This is a genomic window from Streptomyces sp. JHA26 (assembly GCF_002005565.1).
In the GTDB taxonomy this organism is placed as follows: Bacteria; Actinomycetota; Actinomycetes; order Streptomycetales; family Streptomycetaceae; genus Streptomyces.
In genome coordinates, this window is the sequence record NZ_BDJC01000007.1 from 138,887 (window position 1) to 159,975 (window position 21,089).

Consider the following 21,089-nt stretch of genomic DNA (forward strand, 5'->3'; position numbering starts at 1 on the left):
CCCGGGGCCGCCGATCCGGTGATCGACGTCCCCGGGCGACGGGGGCGGTCCGCGCGCCCCACCGGATCTATTCGGCCCAGGCACGCTCCAACTGGGTGCGGAAGGTGAGGGGCTTTCGCCCGATCAGCTCGGCCAGCGTCGGGTCGACGTCGGTGAACTCGCCGTTCCGTGCTGCCGCGAAGATGCTCAGCATGAGGTCGGCGATCGGGGTCGGCGCGCCGTGTGCCAGGGCCTGCTCGCGAAAGGCGTCGTCGGGGACGACGGTGCGGGTGAAGGACCGTCCGGTGACCTGGGACGCGATCTCGGCGACGGTGTCGAAGTCGAGCGCCTCCAGGCCGGTGAGCGGCGGAGTGGGCCCCTCGAAGCGGGCCTCCTCGGCGAGGATCGACGCGGTGGCCTCGGCGAGGTCGTCATGGCCGGTCCAGGCGACGGGACCGTCGGCGGGGAGGGCGATGTCGCCGGTGTGGCGGGCGGACTCCAGGAACTGCAGGGCGCTGGCGGCGTAGAAGCCGTTGCGCAGCGCGGTCCAGGGCAGGCCGGTGGCGCGCAGCAGGTCCTCGGTCCGGGCGTGGTCGCGGCATGCCTGGAAGCGGGAGTCGTGGGCGGCGCCCGCCTGGCTGGTGTAGAGGATGCGGCGGACGCCGACCTTCACGGCGGCGTCGATGGCGGTGCGATGGCCGCTGACGCACTCCTGGCCCGTGCGGTCGAGGGAGACGAGGAGCAGTCGCTCGGCCCCCTCGAAGGCGTGCACGAGCGAGGCGGGCTCGTCGAAGCTGCCCTGCCGGACGCGGACGCCGCGGTCGGCGAGGTCCTGGGCCTTGTGGGGGTCGCGGACACTGACGCCGACGCGGTCGGCGGGGACGCGCTCCAGGAGGCGCTCGACGGTGCGGCGGCCGAGCTTCCCGGTGGCTCCGGTGACGATGATCATGGGGGTTCTCCCGACACTGTTTCCGTTGGAATCACTTTGAGGGTAACACTGGAATTTCCAATGGAAACAGATCACCGGTACCATTGGTTCATGGCTACACGCGACTCAACCGACAGCCCTCGGCACCGCATCGTCGAGGCAGCCGTCGAGCTGCTGGAGAGCGGCGGCCCCGACGCGGTGAGCACCCGCGCGGTCGCCGCCGCGGCCGGAATGCAGCCGCCGGCGATCTACCGCCTCTTCGGCGACAAGGAGGGACTCCTCGAAGCCGTCGCCGAGCACGGCTACGCGCAGTTCCTGGAGAGAAAGCGCGCGCAGCTCGACCCCGCCCCGCAGGACCCGGTGGAGGAACTGCGCCGCGCCTGGGACGTGGTGGTCGAATTCGGGATCTCCCGCCCCGAGTTGTTCGCGGTGATGAACCGGGCCACCGGCCGGGGACCGGACGCGGCGCACCGCGCGGGTCTGGAGATCCTGCACGGGCGGGTGCGTCGGCTGGCGGCCGGGGGGTGGCTGCGGGTCGACGAGGAGCTGGCCGCCCAGATCATCCGGGCGACAGGCCAGGGCGCGGTCACCACCTGGCACTCCACCCCCGCGGACCGCCGTGATCCGGCCCTGTTGACCGTCCTGCGCGAGTCCATGGTCGCGGCCGTCACGCGCGCCGAGCCGGCGCTCCCCGCCGCGGAGTCCGGTCCCGCCGCGGCGGCCCGCGCGCTGCGCGCCGCCCTCACCGACGACGCCGATGTCCTGAGCGACGCCGAGCAGCGTCTGCTGCGCGAGTGGCTCACGCGCCTGGCGGCGCACGGCGGCGCGCCGCACGCCTGATCGCGCGTCGGTTCCGGACGCGCACCGGATCCCCCGGCCTCGGACGCGGCTCGACCGGCCCCATGAGACCGTCGTCAACAGCTCCGCCGGGCACACCTTGACCGACATCCGCCGGCACGACCCGCACTTCCGCACCGGTTACGACAAGTGGCCGGCCTACGGTCAGGCCAAGACCGCCAACGTCCTGTTCGCCGTACAGTTCGACGCCCTCGGGCGCAACGACGGCGTCCGGACGTTCGCCCTCCACCCGGGCAGGATCATCACCGGCCTCCAGCGAGAGATGACCCGTCAGGAACAGATCGAACGCGGGTGGGTGGACGAGCACGGCAACGTGATCGGCGCCGGCTTCAAGACACCCTCCCAGGGCGCCGCCACCGGGCTGTGGGCCGCCACTTCCCCGCTCCTCGACGGCCGCGGCGGGCTCTACCTCGAGGACTGTGACGTCGCGCGCGTCTCCTCCCCCGCCGCGCCCATGGACGACGGAGGCGTCCGCGCCTGCGCCCTCGCCCCCGACGCGGCAGCACGGCTGTGGGAACTGTCCGTTGCGGCGACCGGCACCACCCCGGTCACGCGATGAACCCGTACGCCCGAGCCTCACGCGCCCGCGGCACATCCCGCCCGCGCCGGGGCGACGGCGGACCGGGGGCTGCGGCCGGGGCGCAGGTCGCGGTCGCCGAGGTCACGACCTCTCCGTGAACGCGGTGGCGTGGTCGGCGACCCACTGGCGAAACGTCCGCGGCGCCGTCCCGAGGACGTCGGCCACCGCAGTGGTGATGTACGCGGGCTGTCCGACCGCCGCGCTCCACGCGGCGAGGAGCATGTCGACGACCGAGCTGGGCGCCGTGTCCTTCCACAGGCTCCGGAACTCGTCCGGCGTCATCTCCTCGAACGCGATCCGACGCCCCAGGACATCACCGATGACGTCCACCTGCGCGGCCTGGGTCAGCGATTCGGGGCCCGTGAGGACGTAGTCGCCTCCGGCGTGTCCGCTCTGCCAGAGCGTCCGCGCCGCGACGGCTGCGACGTCACGGTCGTCGACCGGTGCCGATCCGGCGGCGCCGTAGGGCCACCGGACGACCTCACCGGCCCGGATCGCGGGGGCCCACCAGGCCGTCGAGTTCGACGCGAGCATCCCCGGCCGGATGATCGTCGACTCGAGTCCGGTGGCCGCGATGAGCCGTTCGATGCCGGCGTGCAGCACCGCCATGGGGTTGGGCTGCTGGAACAGGGGGTGCGGCGTCCGGTGCGGGGAGGAGAGGAAGACGACCCGTCGCACGCGGGCCGCCAGCCGCTCGACGACCGCCTCGGCGGTCCGGGGCGGGGCGGTCCAGACGAGGAAGACCGCACCGGCGCCGTCCAGAGCCGGGTCGAGCGTCTCGGGCGCGGTGAGGTCCCCGGTGAAGACCTCGACCCCCGCCGGCAGTGTCGCCGCCGTCTCGGGGCGACGGGTGAGGGCGCGGACCGGCACGCCCGCGTCGAGGAGCCGGTCGACGACGACGCGGCCGACCCGGCCCGTCGCCCCGGTGACGAGCACGGGGAGGACATCTGTCTGATTCATGCCGCCCATAAAAACGTTACTCGGTTAAAAAAGCAACTCGGTTACGAATGTTACGGTGGTCGGATGAGCGAGTCGACGGGTCTGCGGGCCCGCAAGAAGGAGCGGACGCGCGACGCCATCGGAGACGCGGCCGTCTCGCTGTTCCTGGAGCGCGGCTTCGACCGCGTCTCGGTCAACGACATCGCCGCGGCGGCCGAGGTCTCCAAGCCGACCCTCTTCCGGTACTTCCCCACCAAGGAGGACCTGGTGCTGTACCGGTTCGCGGACCACCAGGGCGAGGCGGCACGCGTCGTACGTGACCGCAGGTCCGGCATCGAGCCGGTGACGGCGCTGCACCGGCACTTCCGGGCCGGTCTCGACCGGTGCGACCCCGTCACCGGTCTCAGCGATCATCCCGAGGTGGTGGCGTTCCACCGGCTGGTGTTCACCACACCGAGCCTGGCGGGACGGCTCACGCGGTATCAGCTCGAGGACGAGGAGGCGTTGGCGGACGCCCTCGGCGGGGGCATCGGGGGACGCCTGCTGGCCGCCCAGGTACTCGCGGTCCAACGGGTGCTCGCCCGGACCAACTGGCAGAAGATCGCGGACGGTCGCACCGCCCACGACGTCCACCCCGAAGCCGTGGCCGATGCCGACCAGGCATTCGGCCGACTGCGGTGACGGACGACGTACCCGGCCGAAGAAGGCGCCGCGGCCCGGCCCGTTGCCTCGCCCGTGGGCCGGGCGGGCAGGGCCGTTCACCGTGCTCGGCGGGGCTGTGACGCAACCGCAGGACTGGAGAGCGATCGCACGGCAATGAGCTAGGGGTGACACGCATCGCGATCATCGCTCTCGTCCTCGTCGCAGGGGTACTGGCGGCCCTGGCCGCGGCCCTGGCCTCCCCCTGGTGGTCGCTCGCGGCCGTGCCGGTGCTGCTGCTGGGCCTGCTGGGTGTGCGGGACCTGGTGCAACGCCGGCATGCGGTGCTGCGCAACTATCCCGTGCTCGGCCATGCCCGCTTCCTCCTGGAGCGCATACGTCCGGAGCTGCAGCAGTACTTCGTCGAGCGGAACTTCGACGGCCGCCCCTTCGACCGGGACGTGCGCAGCATCGTCTACGAGCGGGCCAAGGGCACCGACGCCGAGGAGCCGTTCGGCACCGAACGGGACGTGTACCGGCCCGGTCACGAGTACCTGGTGCCGTCGATGGCGCCGTGCCCGGTGCCCGAGTCCCCGCCGCGCGTACGGATCGGCGGGCCGGACTGCTCCCGGCCGTACGACATGGCACTGCTGAACGTGTCGGCGATGAGCTTCGGTTCGCTGTCGGCCAACGCGGTGCTGGCGCTCAACGGCGGTGCCGCGGCGGGAGGGTTCGCCCACGACACCGGCGAGGGCGGGCTGTCGGAGTACCACCTGCGTCCGGGGGGCGACCTCGTGTGGGAGATCGGAACCGGGTACTTCGGCTGCCGGACCCGGGACGGCGGCTTCGACGCGGCCGAGTTCGCCGACAAGGCCGCGCACGACCACGTCAAGTGTGTGTCCCTGAAGCTGTCCCAGGGGGCCAAGCCCGGCATCGGCGGTGTGCTGCCGGGACCCAAGGTGAACTCCGAGATAGCCCGGGTCCGGGGCGTGCCAGAGGGGCGTACGGTCGTCTCGCCGCCGTATCACCGGGTCTTCTCCACCCCTCGTGAACTCGTGCGCTTCGTCGCGCGCATGCGCGAGCTGTCCGGTGGCAAGCCGGCCGGGTTCAAGCTGTGCGTGGGCTCGCGCCGGCAGTTCCTGGCCGTGTGCAAGGCCATGCTGGAGGAGGGCACCACGCCCGACTTCATCGTGGTGGACGGCGCCGAGGGCGGGACCGGAGCGGCACCGCTGGAGTTCGCCGACCATGTGGGAGCCCCGCTCACCGAGGGCCTGCTCACGGTGCACAACGCCCTCGTGGGGGCGGGACTGCGCGACCGGATCAGGATCGGTGCGAGCGGCAAGATCGCCACGGGCACCGACCTCGTCAAGCGCATGGTGCAGGGCGCCGACTACGGCAACGCGGCACGGGCGATGATGTTCGCCGTCGGCTGCATCCAGGCGCAGAGGTGCCACACCAACACCTGCCCCACCGGTGTCACGACGCAGGACCCCCGCCGAGCCCGTGCCCTGGACGTGCGGGACAAGACACCGCGCGTCCGGCGCTTCCAGGAGGCGACCGTGGCGAGCGCCCTGCAGATCATGGCGTCCATGGGTGTCACTGGCCCCGAGGAGCTGCGCCCGCACATGCTCCGCCGACGGATCGACCCCCTCACCGAACGCTCCTACGAGGAGCTGTACGAGTGGCTCGGGCCGGGGCAGTTGCTCGTCGAGCCACCGGCTTCCTGGGCGGCCGACTGGAAGGCCGCCGACCCCGATCGTTTCACCGTGTGACCTGGAGGACTCACGTGGCCCGTACCGTTGCCCAAGTGATCGTGGACGCGCTGAGCGAGCTCGGCGTGCGCCACGTGTTCGGCGTCGTGGGAGACGCCCTCAATCCCCTGACGGACGCCATCCGCACCACCGACGGCCTGGAGTGGGTGGGATGCCGTCACGAGGAGGCGGCCGCCTTCGCCGCGAGCGCCCAGTCGCAGCTCACCGGCACCCTCGGCGTGTGCATGGGCACCGTCGGGCCCGGCTCCGTGCACCTCCTCAACGGGCTGTACGACGCGGCCAAGAGCCATGCCCCGGTGCTGGCGATCGCCGGCCAGGTGCCGCTGTCCGAAGTCGGCAGCGACTACTTCCAGGAGGTCGACAACGACGCCCTCTTCAGTGACGTGGCCGTCTTCCGCGCGACCGTCACCTCGCCCGACCAACTGCCGCAGATGCTGGAGACGGCCGTACGCCACGCACTGGGCCGCAAGGGCGTCGCCGTCCTCACCGTGCCGGGCGACCTGGGCGAGCGCGAACTGACCGCGGACCGGCCGGCCCGGTTCTCCCTGAACGCCCCGCTGAGCCGTCCCGACGAGTCCGCCGTGGCCCGCGCCGCGGAACTCCTCGACCGGTCCGAGCGCGTCACCCTGCTCGTCGGCGAGGGCGCCCGGGGTGCCCGGCAGGACGTCCTCGCCCTCGCCGACCGCCTGGCCGCGCCCATGGTGCTCACCCTGAAGGCCAAGGCCGGTTTCGAGGGCGACGCCAACCCGTTCCAGGTCGGCCAGACGGGCCTGATCGGCAACCCCGCCGCGGCCCGGGCCCTCCAGGACGCCGACACGCTCCTGATGCTGGGCACGGACTTCCCCTACCGGGACTGGTATCCCGAGGGACGGACCGTGATCCAGGTGGACACCGAGGCGGTCCACATCGGACGCCGCGTGCCGGTCGAGGTGGGTCTGGTGGGAGATACCGGTGCCACCGTGCGCGACCTGCTGGACCGGCTCACCGCCGCGCCCGCCGGGACCGGGGACGCCCGTGACCGCTCGCACCTGGAGAAGGCCCGTGAACGCTTCGACCGGTGGCGGGCCGGCCAGGCCCGGCTCGCCGACCCGTCGCACGACAAGGGCGTCGTGGGCCGCATCCGCTCCGCGCTCGACAACCGCGCCCACGACATCCGGCCGGAGACCCTGGCCGCGGCCGTGGACCGCCTGGCGGCCGACGACGCCGTCTTCACCTCCGACACGGGCATGGCCACGGTGTGGCTGTCGCGCTTCGTCGAGATGCGGGGCGGGCGACGCCTCATCGGCTCCTACAACCTGGGGTCGATGGCCAACGCCATGCCCCAGGCCCTGGGGGCCCAGTTCCTGGACCGCGAGCGACAGGTCGTCGCCTTCTGCGGTGACGGCGGGCTGAGCATGCTCCTCGGTGACCTCATGACGCTGAAGACGTACCGACTCCCCGTCAAGCTGGTCCTCTTCGACAACCGCCGGCTCGGCATGGTGAAACTCGAGCAGGAGCAGGCCGGCCTGCCCGAGTTCGGCACGGTGCTCGACAATCCCGACTTCGCCGCCGTGGCCGAGGCCATGGGCATCACCGGCATCCGCGTGACGGACCCCGCCGACGTGCAGGGTGCGGTGGAACGCGCCTTCCGCACCCCGGGACCGGTGCTGCTCGACGTCCTCACCAATCCCGACGAGATCGCCGTTCCGGCCGAGCCGACGGTCGAGCAGGGCTGGGGTTTCGCGCTGGCCAAGGTGAAGGAGGTCGTACGCAGCCACGGGGAGCCGGGCGGAAACTGACCGGCACCTCGCAGGCGTGCGCGTCGTCGTCCGGGCCGACGCCTGTCACCGCCGCGTCGGCACCGCCCTCCGCCCGGCACGGGGAGACGGCCCGCGTCGAGGCTCCCGTTGCGCCGTGTGGACGCGAGCGGCCGGGAGCACTGCGCAGGCAGGCAGCGGCGGGTCCCGGGGGGTCCCGGCCGCGTCCCCGTGGGACGGCGTGTCAGACCATGGCGAGCCGGTCCACCAGCAGCTCCACCCTCGGCTCGGCGTACTCGGGCGGCAGGCGGCCCGCGAGGGTCAGGGTCGCCAGGCCGTGCAGGGACGCCCAGAACACCTCGGTGAACAGCCCCGGGTGGACGCCGTCGCCCGCGACCTCGGTGAGGCTTTCCAGCAGGGCGGCGAAGGCGTCCTTCAGCGGCTCCGGGGTGTCCTCCCGCGCGAACGCCAGGCCGCCGTCGAGCCGGAACATGGCGTCGTAGACCGCCGGGTTGCGTGCGGCGAAGTCGAGGTAGGCGCGGGCGAGGGCGGTGACCCGGGCGCGCGGGCCGTCGGCGGAGGAGGTCGCGGCCCGCAGCGCCGCGGCCATCTCGGCGGCGCCCTCGAGGGCGACGGCGCCGATGATCTCGCGCTTGCCGCGGAAGTGACTGTAGAGGACGGGCTGGCTGTACTCGATGCGCTCGGCGAGCCGGCGGGTGGTGACCGCGTCCCAGCCCTGCTGCTCGGCGAGTTCGCGGGCCGTCGCCACGATGAGGCGTTCGCGGACCGCCCGTTCGCGCTCCTTGCGTTCCTGTACCGACATGCACCGATTCTAGCGCCGCTAGACAATCGAGCGGCAATAGGCCCAGCGTCGCCTCATCGGCCGGCGACGCCAGGTGCCAGGAGGGGGTGGTCGTACGTGCCGCACTCGAGGTCTTCGCCACCGCGGTCGTCGGCCTGACGGCAGGGGTGGGCTCTCCGTCGCCTTCGTCATCGACCCGGTCCTCGACGCGCCCCCGGTGACAGTGACCGGCCCGGCCGCACCCACGGGGCCGGACGCCCGGTGCCGTGACGCCGTTCCGGTGGGTCGCTCTCGCGACGCCCGGCTCATGCCGTGGCGTAGTCGGCGAGCGAAGGCTCCAACAGGCCGAAGGCACTGTCCGCCTCCGCGGTGACAGTGGCGGTGATCCGGGCGTTGTCCTGGCCGGCGAGGGTGAGTTCCTGGATGCGCTGGAACAGGGTGCGGTGCACGGCGCCGAGCAGGGCGGCGACGGCGCGGGGAGTGATGTCGCCGCGGGGGACGCCGGTGGCATCGGCCAAGGCGTCGGCCAGAGCGGCCTCCCGCAGGTCGTGCAGGTCACGCAGCCGGGCGGAGAGGGTGGGGCTGTCGGCGATCATGCGGGCGAAGTCGGGGCCGGAGAACCCGGCGACCGGGTCGGTGTCCGCGGCCGCGCGGGCGAAGGCGCGGCGCAGGGCCGCCAGGGCCGATTCGCCGGACCGGCGGCCGGCCACCGTGGTGGCCAGGGAGGCGGTGAAGGCGTCCTGGTGGTCCAGGGCCAGGTCCTCCTTGCGCGGGAAGTAGTTGGTCACCGTCTTCTTCGCCACCCGCGCGGCGGCGGCGATCTCGGCGATGGTGGTCCGTTCGAAGCCCTGGGCGAGGAACAGACCGGTGGCGACGTCGGAGATGAGCTGCCGGGTCTCCTGCTTCTTGGATTCCCGCAGGCCGGCAGGGGGTGCGGACGAGAGGGCGTCAGTAGTCATGGAGCAATCTTACCCTCGTAGCATTTTTATATTGACACCCTTAGGCGGCCGAGTCTAAATTTACGCCCGTCGTAAGTTTTCCACGGGACGAAGGAGGACGTGCCGTGCCCGAACCCAGCCCCGTCGTCCTCCGGCTCGCGCCCGTGAGGAGACCGGCCCGGCGGGACCTTCCGCGGGTCCGCAACCGCCGAAGAACCGCCGAGGAGAATCACGTGCAGATCACCGCGTCCACCGTCTCGCTCACCGTCGACGACGTCGCCGCGTCCCGGCGGTTCTTCACCGCCCATCTCGGCTACGTCGAACAGGCCGCCGCCGACGCGTTCGCCTCCCTGTCGCGCGGCGACGCCGCGATGGACATCGTCCTGCTCGCCCGCGGCACCGAGGTGCTGCCTGCCGACCAGCGCGACCAGCACGCTTCCGGTCTGATCCTCGCCCTCACCGGTACCGGCATCGAGAACGAGGAGAAGCGGCTGCGTGCCGAGGGCGTCGAGATCACCATGCCGCTGCGCGAGGAGCCCTGGGGCGAGCGTCTCTTCCAGGTCACCGACCCCAACGGCGTGATCGTCCAGTTCGTCGAGTGGGTCACCCCGTCCGGCCCCGAGCACACCTGACGGCCCCCACCGTCCCGGGCCGCATCCCGGCCCTGTCCCGCGATGCACGGCCCGGACCGTGCGCGACATCCCCTGACCCGGCAAAGGACCTCGCCTTGTCACCTGATCCGTCCACCGTTCACCCGCTGCCCGCCCACGACCGCGTGGTGTTCCTGAAACCGCTGATCACCTCGCCGAAGATCGCCGTGGGCGAGTACACCTACTACGACGATCCGGACGGCGCCACGGACTTCGAGCGCCGCAACGTCCTCTACGCCTACGGACCGGAGCGCCTGATCATCGGCAGGTACTGCGCGATCGCCTCGGGAACCAGGTTCCTGATGGCCGGTGCCGAGCATCCGACGATGGGGGCGTCCACGTACCCGTTCACCATGTTCGGCGGCCGGTGGGCCGAACAGACGCTGGACATCGTCACCGCCATGCCCAGCCGCGGCGACACGGTCGTCGGCAACGACGTGTGGTTCGGCCACCAGGCCACCGTCATGCCCGGAGTACGGATCGGCGACGGCGCCATCATCGCCGCCGGCGCGGTGGTCACCGCGGACGTACCGCCGTACACCATCGTCGGCGGCAACCCGGCCCGGCCGATCCGCCGACGGTTCGACGAGGCCGACGTCGACCGGCTCCTGCGCGCCGCCTGGTGGGACTGGCCCGCCGACCTGGTCACCGAGCACGCCCGCACGATCATGGCCGGCACCCCGGCCGATGTCGCACGCGTCGCCGCCCGGCACGGCCTGGGGAGGACCCCGTGACACGGGCGGCGGACCGTACGTGATCGCCGTCGGCCCGGGCGGCGCGCCGCAGGCGGCCCAGGAGAGCCCGTTCGGCGCCCCCACGGCCGTTTCACCTCCGCGCCGGGGGAAACCCGCATGCGACTCATCGAGCCGACGGGTGCGCCCGGAACGCTCCGTGCCGACACCGGAAGGAGAACGACCATGCCCGCAGGGTCCAGCTCGAAGCGGGAACGCCAGTACGAGCACATCAAGCACAGCGCCGAGGAGCGAGGCGCGTCCGAGGGGCGGGCCAAGGAAATGGCCGCCAGGACGGTGAACAAGGAACGCGCCCGGTCCGGCGAGGCGAGGTCCTCGAGCAGCAGCTCGACGAAGGGCAAGTCGCCGTCCCAGCGAGGCGGGGAGAGGTCCGGCGGCTCCCACAGCGGCGGCAAGGGCCCGACCCGGGACCAGCTCTACGACGAAGCGAAGAAGAAGGGCATCGAGGGCCGGTCCACCATGAACAAGGACCAGCTCGCCAGGGCCCTGGGCCACTGACCGCCTCCGGCGGCACCCCGGCGGCGCATGCGAACCGTGCGCGTCCTTCCTCGGCTCCTCCGGCCGGCAGTGGCTCCCGCCGGGTGAAGGACGCGCACGGCTCGCCGACCGGTCGCCGGCCCGCCCGACGGCGTGGTGACGCGGCACAGCCGTACCCCGCCGACGGCGGCCACCGCCGCGGGCGGGGCCGTGTCCCGTGCTACGCGAGCAGTCGGATGATCATTCCGCTGCGGGGCCGGGTGGGGATGCGGTCCAGGGGGATGGTCAGGTCCTGGGGCGGAACGTCGTACCGCAGGTCGGCCAGGTGCCGGGAGAGCGTCTCCAGAATGCCCACGGTCATGGCCTCTCCGGGGCAGCGGTGCCCGGTGCGGGGGTCGGCCCCGCCCTGGGGGATCAGTTCGTCCCTGCCGGGCGGGTGATCGAGGAACCTCTCGGGGCGGAAGGCGTACGGGTCCTTCCACAGGCGTTCGTCGTGGTTCTGGCCGTAGACGTCCAGCAGAACGAGGCCGCCGGCCGGGACGTGGCGGCCCTGCCAGGTCAGGTCGGTGACGGCCCGGCCACCCAGGAAGGGGGCGAAGGGGTAGAAACGGCGGACCTCGTGGGCGAACGCCGTGGCGAACCCCCTCTCGTCCGACCGGAGCCGCTCCTTGTGTTCGGGCCAACGGTGCAGGGCGTGTGCGGCGAAGGCCACGAACCAGCTCAGCGCCGTGGCGGGGCGGAGGACGTTCAGCAGCTCCACCGCCGCGATCCGAGGTGTCAGCTCGGCGCCGGAAGCGTCGCGGTGGCGGCAGACGCGGTCCAGCACGGAATCCGCCGCGGCTTGGACCCGCCCGGTCCTCACCGAGGTGACGAGGCCGGCGAACCGCTGCTCCTGGCGGGTGCGGGCCCGCCTGGCCCGCCAGTGCCGGGGACCCGCCGTGGTGAAGCCCTCCACCATGGCCAGCAGGTCCCGCGCCAGCGGTTTCTCCTCGTCCTCCGTGAGCGGGACGCCGGCCCATCGGCAGACCCCGCGCACGATCACGCGGCCGACGGCGTCGAAGAGCACCACGTCCGGCCGCGCCCGCCAATGCGGTACGGCCTCGTCCCATGCGGCGACGATGTGCTCGGCCGCGCTCGTCACCGCATCGGTCTCCAGCAGGGGCAGGAAGAACGACTTGCGCTGCCGGTGCGCGTCACCGTCGAGGGTGTGGACCGCGCCGTGGCCGAAGAGCGTGCTCAGGACCGGCCCGGGGAGCGCCCCGTGCCGCCGGACGTGCTCCTCGTCGTAGAAGAAACGGACCGCGTCCGGGCCCCGCACGGCGAGTGCCGGCCGACCGAGGACGCGGAGGTCCAGCGCGGTGTCGCCCTCGGCACGCATCAGGTCGGGCAGCCAGGCGTAGCCCTCGGTCAGCAGGGCCAGGGACTCGGGAACCAGTCGTCGGGGACTCATTCCCCTGAAGTGCCCACGACGGCGGCCGCGACACCGGCACGATGCGGCGGCCGCAGGGCCGTCACCGCGTCACTCCCGCCGCCCGGAGTCCCCCTCCTCGGTTCCGGCCCCGGTCCCCGGCTCCGTCATCCGCCGGTGGGCCGCCGCCTTGACCCCGTCGGGCAGCACCTTCGCCGCCCACTCCTGCGCCTTGGTCTTCAGCGATCCGGTCACGACCTTCTTCTCGCCCCTCACGATCGCCTCGAACGCCTGCTCGGCCACTTGTGCGGGGTCGTCCTTCTCCATGGTGCCCATCCGGGTGTCGTCCGCCATGCCCGCCCGGTCGAAGAAGTCCGTGTCCGTCGGCCCCGGCATGAACGCGGTGACCGTCACGCCGGTGTCCTTCACCTCCTCGGCCAGCGCCTGGGCGAAGGACTGCACGAACGATTTGGACGCGTTGTAGACGGGCTGGAAGGAACCGGGCATCGTCGCGGCGACGGAGGAGGTGAAGGCGAGGCGGCCCGCACCGCGCGTCACCATGGCCCGCAGCAGCGGCTTGGCCAGCCGCACGGTCGCCGTGACGTTGAGGTCGATGACCTCCTGATCGTCGGCGAGCTCGGTGTCGACGAAGGCCCCGCCCCGGCCCACCCCCGCGTTGAGGACGGCCACGTCGACCGTCAGTCCGTCGAGCGCGTCCAGCAGCCGGTACCGGCCTTCCGCGGTCCGGAGGTCGGCGCGCACCGCGCGGACCTCCGCGCCCGACTCCCGCAGGTCCCGCGCGGCGGTCTCCAGCCGTTCGTCCTCGGCGTTCACCACCAGGTCGTAACCGTGCAGCGCGAACCGCCGGGCCAGCTCGTGGCCGATTCCGCTGGACGCGCCGGTGATCAGAGCGAGTGGCCGTGTGTCATCCATGGCGTGCGAGTAACCGTCACGCCCGGCGCCAAGCCCCCCGGGGAGAACGCGCGGATCCGTCGCACGGTCGGGTTGCACGGGGCGCCTCCCCCGGCTCGGACGAGAGCCGTACGGGGCTCAGGCGGGGCGTCTGCGGGAGGCCGTCTTCTTCGCCGGGGTCTTCTTCGCGGGAGCCTTCTTCGCCGGCGTCTTCGTCGTCTTCCTCGCGTCCTGCCCGGCCTTCGCGGACGGCTTCCCCGCCGGTGCCCTTCCCTCCGGCGTCTTCTTCGCCGACGTCCCGCCACCGGTCTTTCCGGGGGCGGCGCGGGACTCGCGGGCCTCCCGCAGGCTCATCTCCAGGGCCGTCGTCAGGTCCAGGATCCGGCCGCCGTGCTCCGGCTCGGGCGCCTCGGGCAGGGCCTCGCCGGAGATCTTGGCGGCGACGACCTCCTCCACCGCCTCGCGGTACTCGTCGCGCAGGTCCTCCAGACCGGCTCCGCCGAGGGCGTCCACCAGGGCGTCGGCGAGGTCCAGCTCCCGGTCGGGGACGGCGACGTCCGTACCGGGGGCGAGTCCCTCGGGGGCGCGGACCTCGTCCGGCCAGAGCAGGCCGTGCAGGACGATCGTGTCGCCGATCACGCGGAGCATGCCCAGACGCTCGCGGCCCCGCAGCGCGAACTTCGCGACGGCCACCTTGTCGCTGCGCCTCAGCGCCTCCCGCAGGAGCGCGTACGGCCTGGCCGCCGGCGCCCTGCCCGCCGCCAGGTAGTACGCGGCGCCCATCTGGAGGGGGTCGATGCTGTCCTCGGGGACGAAGGTGACGATCCCGATGGTCCTGGCGGTGGGGATCGGCAGGTGGGACAGGTCCTCGTCGGTGATGGGGATGATCGTGCCGTCCGCCTCCTCGTACCCCCTGCTGATCTCCTGGGCGGTGACCTCGCGGTCCTCGAGCTCGCAGAACTTGCGGTGGCGGATCCGGCCGCCGTCCTCCGTGTGGATCTCGCGGAAGGGGATCGCGTGGCTCTCGGTGGCGTTCACGAGCTTGACCGGGACCCTGACCAGGCCGAACGAGATCACGCCGTTCCAGATGGACCTCACGTGCAGCACCTTTCCGGTCGCCTGCCGGCCGATGACGCCATTTTGTCCCATTTTGCGTCTTTCCTCTTGCCGGGATTCCGGCCACCGCCTCCGGAGCCCGGCCGGGCGCCCGGTCCGCCGGCGTGCGGGCGAAGAGGCGGTGCGTCGAGGGGACGGCGAGCGCGGTGGCCGGGTCAGGAGCAGGCGTAGCCCGTCAGCGGCGGGGTGCGCAGGGCGAGGACGGCCTTGTCGTCGTGACCTTCGCCCGGACGGTGGGCGACCAGTGCCCGGCACAGTTCGTCCGGTGCCAGGCCGGCCAGGCGGGAGGCGGTGACGGCCAGGGTGTCCAGTCCCCGGTCCAGCGGCTGACCGGGGACCTCCACGAGACCGTCGGTGAAGAGGACGACCGTGCTGTCCACCGGGACCGCCTGGCAGTGGTCCGGGCGCGGCAGGTCGGGGTCCACTCCGAGGGGGATCCCGGGCTCGGTGTCCAGGTAGCGGACCCGCCCGTCGGGCAGCAGCAGGAGCGGCGGCGGGTGTCCGGCGCTGGACCAGCGCAGCTGCCAGGCACCGTCGGCGGGCTCCAGCCGGGCCAGCAGGGCCGTGGCGACGGGCGCCTCGTCCAGGGCGGCGCTCATGATGCGGTCGAGCCGTGCGAGGGAGGCGCTGGGCGGGGCGCTCCTGTCGAAGTACAGGGCCCGCAGCATGTTGCGGATCTGGGACATGTCGGCCGCGGCCCGCAGATCGTGCCCCACGACGTCGCCGATCACCGCCGCGCACGCCCCGTCGGGCAGCAGCATGGCGTCGTACCAGTCGCCGCCCACGGCGGCCGGGGCGCTCGCCGGGCGGTAGGCCGCGCCGGCGGCGAAGGGCCGCAGGTCGGGCAGGCGGGGCAGCAGCAGTCGCTGGAACTGTTCGCCGCTGTTGCGGACCTGCTGGTACAGGCGGGCGTTCTCGATCGCCACCCCGGCCGTACCGGCGAGCGCGCGGATCACGCCTTCGTCGTGCCGGTCGAAGGGCTGCCCGTCCTTGCGTTCGGAGAGATAGAGGTTCCCGTACACCCGTCCCCGGACGCTGATGGCGACGCCGAGCAGGGTGTGCATGGGCGGGTGTCCGGGCGGGAAGCCCGCCGACTCCGGATGGCGCGAGATGTCCTTGACCCGCAACGGCTCGGGGTGGTGGATCAGATGCCCCAGCAGGCCCCGCCCTCTCGGCAGCTCCACCCCTTCCAGGCCGGCCAGCTCCTTGGCGGTGAGCCCCAGGGGGATGAACTCCTCCAGGAGTCTGCCCTCCTGGTCGAGCACTCCCATGGCACCGTAGCGGGCGCCCACCAGGTCCATCGCCGTGCGGACGATGCGGCGCAGCACCATGGGCAGCTCCAGCTCGCCGGTGATGTTCACCACCGCCTGGAGCAGTTCCTGCAAGGTGCTCTGCGCGCGGGCCAGGGCGTGCAGTTGCTCGCCGATCCGGTTCAGGTCGGAACTGAGGGGCAGGTCGAGCAGCGAGGTGTAGGGCTCGGCCGGGCCTTCGTCGACCGGGTCGTCGTCCGTCGGCCTCTGCCGGTCCGCCGCCATCGCGCCTGCCTCACGTTCGCCGTCCGCTCAGGATGCCCCGCGTGCCCGTCCCCTGCCGGCCGCGTCCACGCGCGGGGCACACCGCAAGCCGGATCCGCCGCTCGGACCGGCTCCCGCCACCCTCACCCGACAGCCGGGCGTGTGCCGCCCACAGGCAGCCGGTCGGCGTAACACCGCGCCGCCGTGGGGGGGGAAAGAGCGTCCAGCTCCGGCGGGGCCGCTCGGCGGGGACGGTGTGCGGGACCGGGTCCGGCCTGCTCCCCCGGTGCCGGCCCGGTCACGCCGTCCCGGACGACCGCCGCGTCACCGCCGGCGCGGGCGCGTCCGCCGTCAGGGACAATCCATCCGTGCGCGGAACCCGCCGCGCGGAAGGGCCGGCCACCGGACGCGGTGGGGAGGCGACGCCCGCGCCGCGGGCACCCGCCGTGCACCAGCTCCCTCCCGGCGACCACAGCAAGGTACAGATCTCGTCATGGCCCTCACACGCATTCTCGTCACCGGCGGCGCGGGTTTCATCGGTTCGCACTACGTCCGCACGCTGCTCGGCGCCGGCGGGCCCGGTGACGTGAGCGTCACCGTGCTCGACAAGCTCACCTACGCGGGCAACCCCGCCAACCTCGACCCGGTCCGCGGCCACGCCGGATTCCGGTTCGTGCGGGGCGACATCTGCGACCGGGACCTGGTCACCGCGCTGGTGGCCGAACACGACCAGATCGTGCACTTCGCCGCGGAGTCCCACGTCGACCGCTCCCTGCTGGGCGCGGCCGAGTTCGTCACCGCCAACGTGCTGGGCACCCAGACCCTGCTGGAGGCGGCGTTGCGCCGGCCCGGGGGCGGCGCGCGGTTCCTGCACGTGTCCACCGACGAGGTGTACGGCTCCCTGGCGGAAGGCTCCTGGCCGGAGAGCGCCCCGGTGCGGCCCACCTCCCCCTACGCCGCGTCGAAGGCCTCCTCCGACCTGATCGCCCTGTCCTACCACCGCACCTTCGGCCTGGACGTGCGCGTCACCCGCTGCTCCAACAACTACGGCCCCCACCAGTTCCCGGAGAAGATCATCCCGCTGTTCGTCACCCACCTGCTCGACGGCCGCAAGGTACCGCTGTACGGGCAGGGCCTGAACGTGCGGGACTGGCTGCACGTCGACGACCACGTACAGGGCCTCGAACTCGTGCGCGTCTCGGGCCGGCCCGGCGAGGTGTACAACATCGGCGGCGGCACCGAACTGACCAACAAGGAACTCACCGCACTGCTGCTGGACCTGGCCGGAGCCGGCTGGGACAGCGTGGAGCACGTGCGCGACCGGCCCGGACACGACCTGCGCTACTGCGTCGACTCCACCAAGATCACCGCCGAACTGGGCTACCGCCCGTGCAAGGACTTCGTCCGGGGCCTCGCGGAGACGTTCGCCTGGTACCGCGACCACCGCTCCTGGTGGGAGCCCCTGCAGGCACGCGCCGCCCTGTGAACGTGGCAGGCAGGGGGGTGAGGTCGGGCGACGACCAGCGTTTCGGCTTCCCCGTTCCCGAGCCGACGACGATGATCGACCTCCCGGCGTGGCAGACCGCTGCTGCCCGGCGTTCGTTCCCCGCAGAAGGAGACAGGTCATGGCCACCGGCACAGTGAAGTGGTTCAACGCGGAAAAGGGCTACGGTTTCATCGAACAGGACGGCGGCGGGCCGGACGTGTTCGTCCACTACTCGGCCATCACCGGCGGCGGTTACCGGGAGCTCAGCGAGGGCCAGAAAGTGAGCTTCGACGTCACCCAGGGGGACAGGGGCCCGCAGGCGGAGAACGTCAGCCCGGCCTGAGGCTCCCGGGGAAGCCGGGTCCCGGGCGGTCACCGGCCGGCCCGGTCGCTCCTTCCGCGCGGCCAGGCCCGCGTCGACGTCCTCGCCCCGCGTCAGGCGGCCGGCGTCGGGCACACCGAGGTCCACGGCCCCGCCGCCACCGGCCCGGCCCCGCGTACCGTCACCGGTCCCCTCCCCACGGCGGACCTGCCCGGCACGCACGTGCGACGAGCGCTCCGGCCGGCTCCCGTGCCGCCCCCGCACGGCCGGGGTGTCCCCCGCCGTGCGGGGGCACGGTGCTCCGGCGGCACCTCTGCGTGCTTCCCCCTGTACGCCCGCCGCAGCCGGGCACGTCGGTCGGGGGCCGCCCGGCGTGGCACGACGGCACGCCCGCACGTCAGTGCGCGGCGACGGTCATCTCGAACGAGTAGCGGGAGGCCCGGTAGACGTGCGACCCGTACTCGACCGGCCTTCCCGAGCCGTCGAAGGCGGTGCGGGTCATCGTGAGCAGGGTGGCACCGCGGGACTCGTCGAGCAGCGCGGCCTCCGCGGCCGTCGCCCCCCGGGCACCGATGGTCTGCTCGGCGGTGCTCAGGGCGACGCCGGACCGGCGCAGCAGCTGGTACAGGCCCCCCTCGGCCAGCGCCTCGAGGGTCAGCTCGACCAGGCCCTCCGGCAGGTGGTTGCGCAGGAGTGCGATCGGCCGGCCGTCGGCGAGACGCAGCCGCTCGACGGACAGCACCGGCTGCCCCTCCTCCAGACGGAGCGCCGCGGCGGCCTCCCCCTCGGCCGGGACGGTCTCGATGGACAGCACCTGTGTGGACGGGTGGCGGCCGTCGCGTTCCAGGTCCTCGTAGAGGCTGGTGAGCTCCACCTGTCGCCGTATGCGGTTGGTGACGACCTGGGTGCCCACGCCCCGCTTGCGGGCCAGCAGCCCCTTGTTGACGAGGTGCTGCATGGCCTGACGCATCGTCGGGCGGGACAGCCCGAACTCGTCGGCCATGGTGATCTCGTTGCTCAGCCTGGTGCCGGGCGGCAGCTCACCCGCCTCGATGAGGCTCTGCAGCTGCTGGGCGAACTGGAAGTACAGGGGGACCGGGCTGCTCCGGTCGATCGTGATCTTCTTCGTGAGCGGTTCCACGTCATCCTCCTGCGCACTGCTTTCGTCGCCCGTCAGTATGCCCCACTTCCCCTTAAGCTCTGTACGTCTTTATGTCTGAACAAAGCCTTGCTCCACTGCTCTCCGGGGGATAGAAAGCACCTGGGCCGCACCGGCTCCTTTCCACGCCCGCACGAAAGGTTCCGCACATGCGCATCGGACTCATCGGCACGGGCCGTATCGGCGCGTTCCACGCCTCGACCCTGGCCGCTCTGCCGGCCGTCACCGGCCTGGTCCTCCACGACCCCGACGAACGCTCCGCCCGCACCGTGGCGGACCGCATCGGGGCGGAGTTCGCCGACGGCCTCGACGCGCTGTTCGGCGCCGGACCGGACGGGATCGTCATCGCGGCGCCCACCGATTCCCACGCGGAACTGATCCTCGCCGCCCACCGCGCGGGACTGCCCGCCTTCTGCGAGAAACCGGTCGCCGGCACCCTGGAGGAGACCGACCGGGTGCTGTCCGCGCTGGAGGGCTCCGACGTCCCCCTGCAGATCGGCTTCCAGCGCCGTTTCGACGCCGGCTACCAGGCGGTGCGCGAGGCCGTCTCGGCCGGCCGGCTCGGCTGGACGCACACCCTGCGGGCCTGCACGTCGGACCCGGCTCCCCCGCACCCCGGCTACCTCCCCGGTTCGGGCGGGATCTTCCGCGACTGCTCCGTGCACGACTACGACATCGTCCGCTGGGTGACCGGCCGTGAGGTCACCGAGGTCTACGCCACGGGCGCCAACCGCGGCGCGGAGTTCTTCGCCGCCGCCGGAGACGCCGACACCGGCGTCTCCGTGCTCACCCTGGACGACGGCACCCTGGCCACCTGCACCACCACCCGCTACAACGGCGCCGGTTACGACGTGCGCCTGGAGGTCTGCGGTTCCCGGGGCACCCTCGTCGCCGGCCTGACCGAGCAGGCGCCCCTGACCTCGGCCGAGGGGACGACGTGGCCGGCCGGCACCCCGTACCCGGGCTTCATGGAGCGTTTCCGGGACGCCTACCGCGCCGAGCTCACCGCGTTCACCGAAGTCGTGGCGGGCGTCCGCCCCAGCCCGTGCACCGGCGAGGACGCCCGCGCCGCCCTCGCCGTCGCCGAGGCCGCCGCCCGCTCGCGGGCCGAGGGCCGCCCCGTTCCGGTCCCCGCGCCCACGCGTCCCCGTGCGCTCGGCGAACGGCGGGCCTGAGCGGCACGGACGGGGACCGCGGACCGGGCCGCTCACCTGCGGGCCGGCGCCGCGGGCCCGTCGTACGACGCGGAGCACATCGTCGTGCGGTCGTGCACGGGAACGTGACGGAGACGGCCGCGCTACTCGATCAGTACGTCCGCGGCGATGACCATGAGCCCGATCAACATGTCCACGACCCCCGCCCGGAGGGAGGACAGCCAGCCGAGCCCGGCGGTGCGGGCCGCGGAGACTCCCAGGCCGAGCAGGGCGACGGTGTTGAACAGCAGGGCCACGTCGACCGCCGTGTCCTCCGTCCACCACCCCGCGACCGCGCCGAGCAGGAGCAGCACGGTGGGCAGCACGGTGGCGGGCAACGGCCACTCGGCGAGCACCGCCCGCGCCCTGCCGTGCTCGGCCGGCCCCTCGGCGGACGCGCGCCGGGCGATGACGTGCGCGTACCCGTGGGCGGCACCCGACGCCAGCGCGGTGAGCAGCACCCACAGCGCGTCCTGGCCGGGATCGGGCGCCTCGCCCGGCACGTCCAGCGCGGCCACCAGGGCGCTGGCCAGCACCAGGCCGTAGATCCCTCTGAACAGCCAGCGCTCCGCCTGCCGGGGCCGCAGGGCTCCCCTCGGCGCGGTGTCCTCGGGACGGACGTTGTCGGCGTGGTCGGGCATCGCATCGCCTCGGTGCGGGAGGAGGACGGGGTCACCACATGCTCACGTGCGCGTCGTCACGGGGCACGGCGCCACGCGGGCCGGGGCGCTCGCCGCCACCCACCGGTCGTGTTCCTCCTCGCCCTCGACGAAGCGGGACGCCACGCCGCTGACCTGCACCCGGTCGAAGGGACCGGCGGCATCGGCGTGCGACAGGTACGCGCGGGGAGCGCGGCGCGGGTTCTCCTGCTCCACCCGGCCCGCCGACGTGTCGAAGGCCGGCGGGGGCTCGCCACCGGGCACGGACGG

21 protein-coding genes and 1 pseudogene are annotated in these 21,089 nt (G+C 72.9%); 11 read left to right on the forward strand and 11 right to left on the reverse strand.

All coding sequences use genetic code 11. The features are described from left to right. Positions 1-67: 67 nt before the first annotated feature. Positions 68-928, reverse strand: coding sequence for an SDR family oxidoreductase (locus JHAT_RS06795; RefSeq protein WP_077797106.1), 861 nt, complete (start codon positions 926-928; stop codon positions 68-70). A gap of 90 nt (positions 929-1,018) precedes the next feature. On the opposite strand from JHAT_RS06795, the gene JHAT_RS06800 reads away from it, so the two are divergent. Continuing rightward, complete coding sequence (locus tag JHAT_RS06800) at positions 1,019-1,747, forward strand: TetR/AcrR family transcriptional regulator (RefSeq protein ID WP_077797107.1); 729 nt, start codon at positions 1,019-1,021, stop codon at positions 1,745-1,747. Between the two features lie 70 nt (positions 1,748-1,817). Then, a pseudogene (locus tag JHAT_RS06805) lies at positions 1,818-2,324 on the forward strand (oxidoreductase); the annotation flags it as partial. A gap of 102 nt (positions 2,325-2,426) precedes the next feature. Here the strand turns inward: JHAT_RS06805 and JHAT_RS06810 are convergent. Continuing rightward, the gene (locus JHAT_RS06810; protein WP_171990779.1) at positions 2,427-3,305 is read right to left on the reverse strand and encodes an SDR family oxidoreductase; all 879 of its coding nucleotides are present in this window, start codon (positions 3,303-3,305) and stop codon (positions 2,427-2,429) included. A gap of 63 nt (positions 3,306-3,368) precedes the next feature. On the opposite strand from JHAT_RS06810, the gene JHAT_RS06815 reads away from it, so the two are divergent. The 3 genes from JHAT_RS06815 to JHAT_RS06825 all read left to right on the forward strand — a co-directional run bounded on the left by JHAT_RS06815 (position 3,369) and on the right by JHAT_RS06825 (position 7,473). Then, positions 3,369-3,965, forward strand: coding sequence for a TetR/AcrR family transcriptional regulator (locus JHAT_RS06815; RefSeq protein ID WP_077797109.1), 597 nt, complete (start codon positions 3,369-3,371; stop codon positions 3,963-3,965). 146 nt (positions 3,966-4,111) lie between these two features. Next, the gene (locus JHAT_RS06820; protein ID WP_077797110.1) at positions 4,112-5,695 is read left to right on the forward strand and encodes an FMN-binding glutamate synthase family protein; all 1,584 of its coding nucleotides are present in this window, start codon (positions 4,112-4,114) and stop codon (positions 5,693-5,695) included. A gap of 14 nt (positions 5,696-5,709) precedes the next feature. Next, positions 5,710-7,473, forward strand: coding sequence for a thiamine pyrophosphate-dependent enzyme (locus JHAT_RS06825; RefSeq protein WP_077797111.1), 1,764 nt, complete (start codon positions 5,710-5,712; stop codon positions 7,471-7,473). Positions 7,474-7,675: 202 nt separating this feature from the next. Here JHAT_RS06825 and JHAT_RS06830 read toward each other — a convergent pair whose 3' ends face one another. Both JHAT_RS06830 and JHAT_RS06835 read right to left on the reverse strand, forming a co-directional pair. After that, positions 7,676-8,254 carry a TetR/AcrR family transcriptional regulator gene (locus JHAT_RS06830; RefSeq protein ID WP_077797112.1) on the reverse strand — a complete coding sequence of 193 codons (579 nt, stop codon included), beginning with the start codon at positions 8,252-8,254 and terminating at the stop codon, positions 7,676-7,678. 284 nt (positions 8,255-8,538) lie between these two features. Next, positions 8,539-9,192 carry a TetR/AcrR family transcriptional regulator gene (locus tag JHAT_RS06835; RefSeq protein WP_077797113.1) on the reverse strand — a complete coding sequence of 218 codons (654 nt, stop codon included), beginning with the start codon at positions 9,190-9,192 and terminating at the stop codon, positions 8,539-8,541. Between the two features lie 212 nt (positions 9,193-9,404). Between JHAT_RS06835 and JHAT_RS06840 the strand changes: the two genes are divergently transcribed. From JHAT_RS06840 to JHAT_RS06850, 3 genes are all read left to right on the forward strand, one after another. Further along, a complete protein-coding gene (locus JHAT_RS06840) occupies positions 9,405-9,803 on the forward strand; it encodes a VOC family protein (RefSeq protein WP_077797114.1) in 399 nt (132 codons plus the stop codon). Between the two features lie 95 nt (positions 9,804-9,898). Next, entirely contained in the window at positions 9,899-10,555 is a 657-nt protein-coding gene (locus JHAT_RS06845; RefSeq protein WP_077797115.1) for a CatB-related O-acetyltransferase, read from the forward strand. Between the two features lie 183 nt (positions 10,556-10,738). Further along, positions 10,739-11,071 (forward strand): plasmid stabilization protein, encoded by a 333-nt coding sequence (locus JHAT_RS06850; RefSeq protein ID WP_077797116.1) that lies wholly within the window; start codon positions 10,739-10,741, stop codon positions 11,069-11,071. 199 nt (positions 11,072-11,270) lie between these two features. On the opposite strand, the gene JHAT_RS06855 is transcribed toward JHAT_RS06850, so the two are convergent. From JHAT_RS06855 to JHAT_RS06870, 4 genes are all read right to left on the reverse strand, one after another. Next, entirely contained in the window at positions 11,271-12,500 is a 1,230-nt protein-coding gene (locus tag JHAT_RS06855; RefSeq protein WP_077797117.1) for a cytochrome P450, read from the reverse strand. Positions 12,501-12,569: 69 nt separating this feature from the next. Next, positions 12,570-13,391, reverse strand: a complete 822-nt coding sequence (locus JHAT_RS06860) for an SDR family oxidoreductase (protein WP_077797118.1) — start codon at positions 13,389-13,391, stop codon at positions 12,570-12,572. A gap of 117 nt (positions 13,392-13,508) precedes the next feature. Then, positions 13,509-14,477 (reverse strand): Ku protein, encoded by a 969-nt coding sequence (locus JHAT_RS06865; RefSeq protein ID WP_077797149.1) that lies wholly within the window; start codon positions 14,475-14,477, stop codon positions 13,509-13,511. Between the two features lie 164 nt (positions 14,478-14,641). Beyond that, entirely contained in the window at positions 14,642-16,021 is a 1,380-nt protein-coding gene (locus tag JHAT_RS06870; RefSeq protein WP_077797119.1) for a GAF domain-containing SpoIIE family protein phosphatase, read from the reverse strand. Between the two features lie 472 nt (positions 16,022-16,493). Here JHAT_RS06870 and rfbB point away from each other — a divergent pair, with 472 nt between their 5' ends. Then, on the forward strand, positions 16,494-17,486 hold the full coding sequence (gene rfbB / locus JHAT_RS06875; RefSeq protein WP_077797120.1) for a dTDP-glucose 4,6-dehydratase: 993 nt from the start codon (positions 16,494-16,496) through the stop codon (positions 17,484-17,486). A 139-nt stretch (positions 17,487-17,625) separates the two neighbouring features. Then, positions 17,626-17,829: a cold-shock protein gene (locus JHAT_RS06880; RefSeq protein ID WP_077797121.1), complete on the forward strand. Its 204-nt coding sequence runs from the start codon at positions 17,626-17,628 to the stop codon at positions 17,827-17,829. Between the two features lie 376 nt (positions 17,830-18,205). Here JHAT_RS06880 and JHAT_RS06885 read toward each other — a convergent pair whose 3' ends face one another. Next, positions 18,206-18,949 carry a GntR family transcriptional regulator gene (locus JHAT_RS06885; RefSeq protein ID WP_077797122.1) on the reverse strand — a complete coding sequence of 248 codons (744 nt, stop codon included), beginning with the start codon at positions 18,947-18,949 and terminating at the stop codon, positions 18,206-18,208. Between the two features lie 167 nt (positions 18,950-19,116). On the opposite strand from JHAT_RS06885, the gene JHAT_RS06890 reads away from it, so the two are divergent. Next, on the forward strand, positions 19,117-20,142 hold the full coding sequence (locus JHAT_RS06890; protein WP_077797123.1) for a Gfo/Idh/MocA family oxidoreductase: 1,026 nt from the start codon (positions 19,117-19,119) through the stop codon (positions 20,140-20,142). Positions 20,143-20,264: 122 nt separating this feature from the next. Here JHAT_RS06890 and JHAT_RS06895 read toward each other — a convergent pair whose 3' ends face one another. Next, entirely contained in the window at positions 20,265-20,801 is a 537-nt protein-coding gene (locus JHAT_RS06895; protein ID WP_077797124.1) for a hypothetical protein, read from the reverse strand. Positions 20,802-20,843: 42 nt separating this feature from the next. Beyond that, positions 20,844-21,083, reverse strand: a complete 240-nt coding sequence (locus JHAT_RS06900) for a hypothetical protein (protein ID WP_216353425.1) — start codon at positions 21,081-21,083, stop codon at positions 20,844-20,846. Between the last annotated feature and the right edge of the window lie 6 nt (positions 21,084-21,089).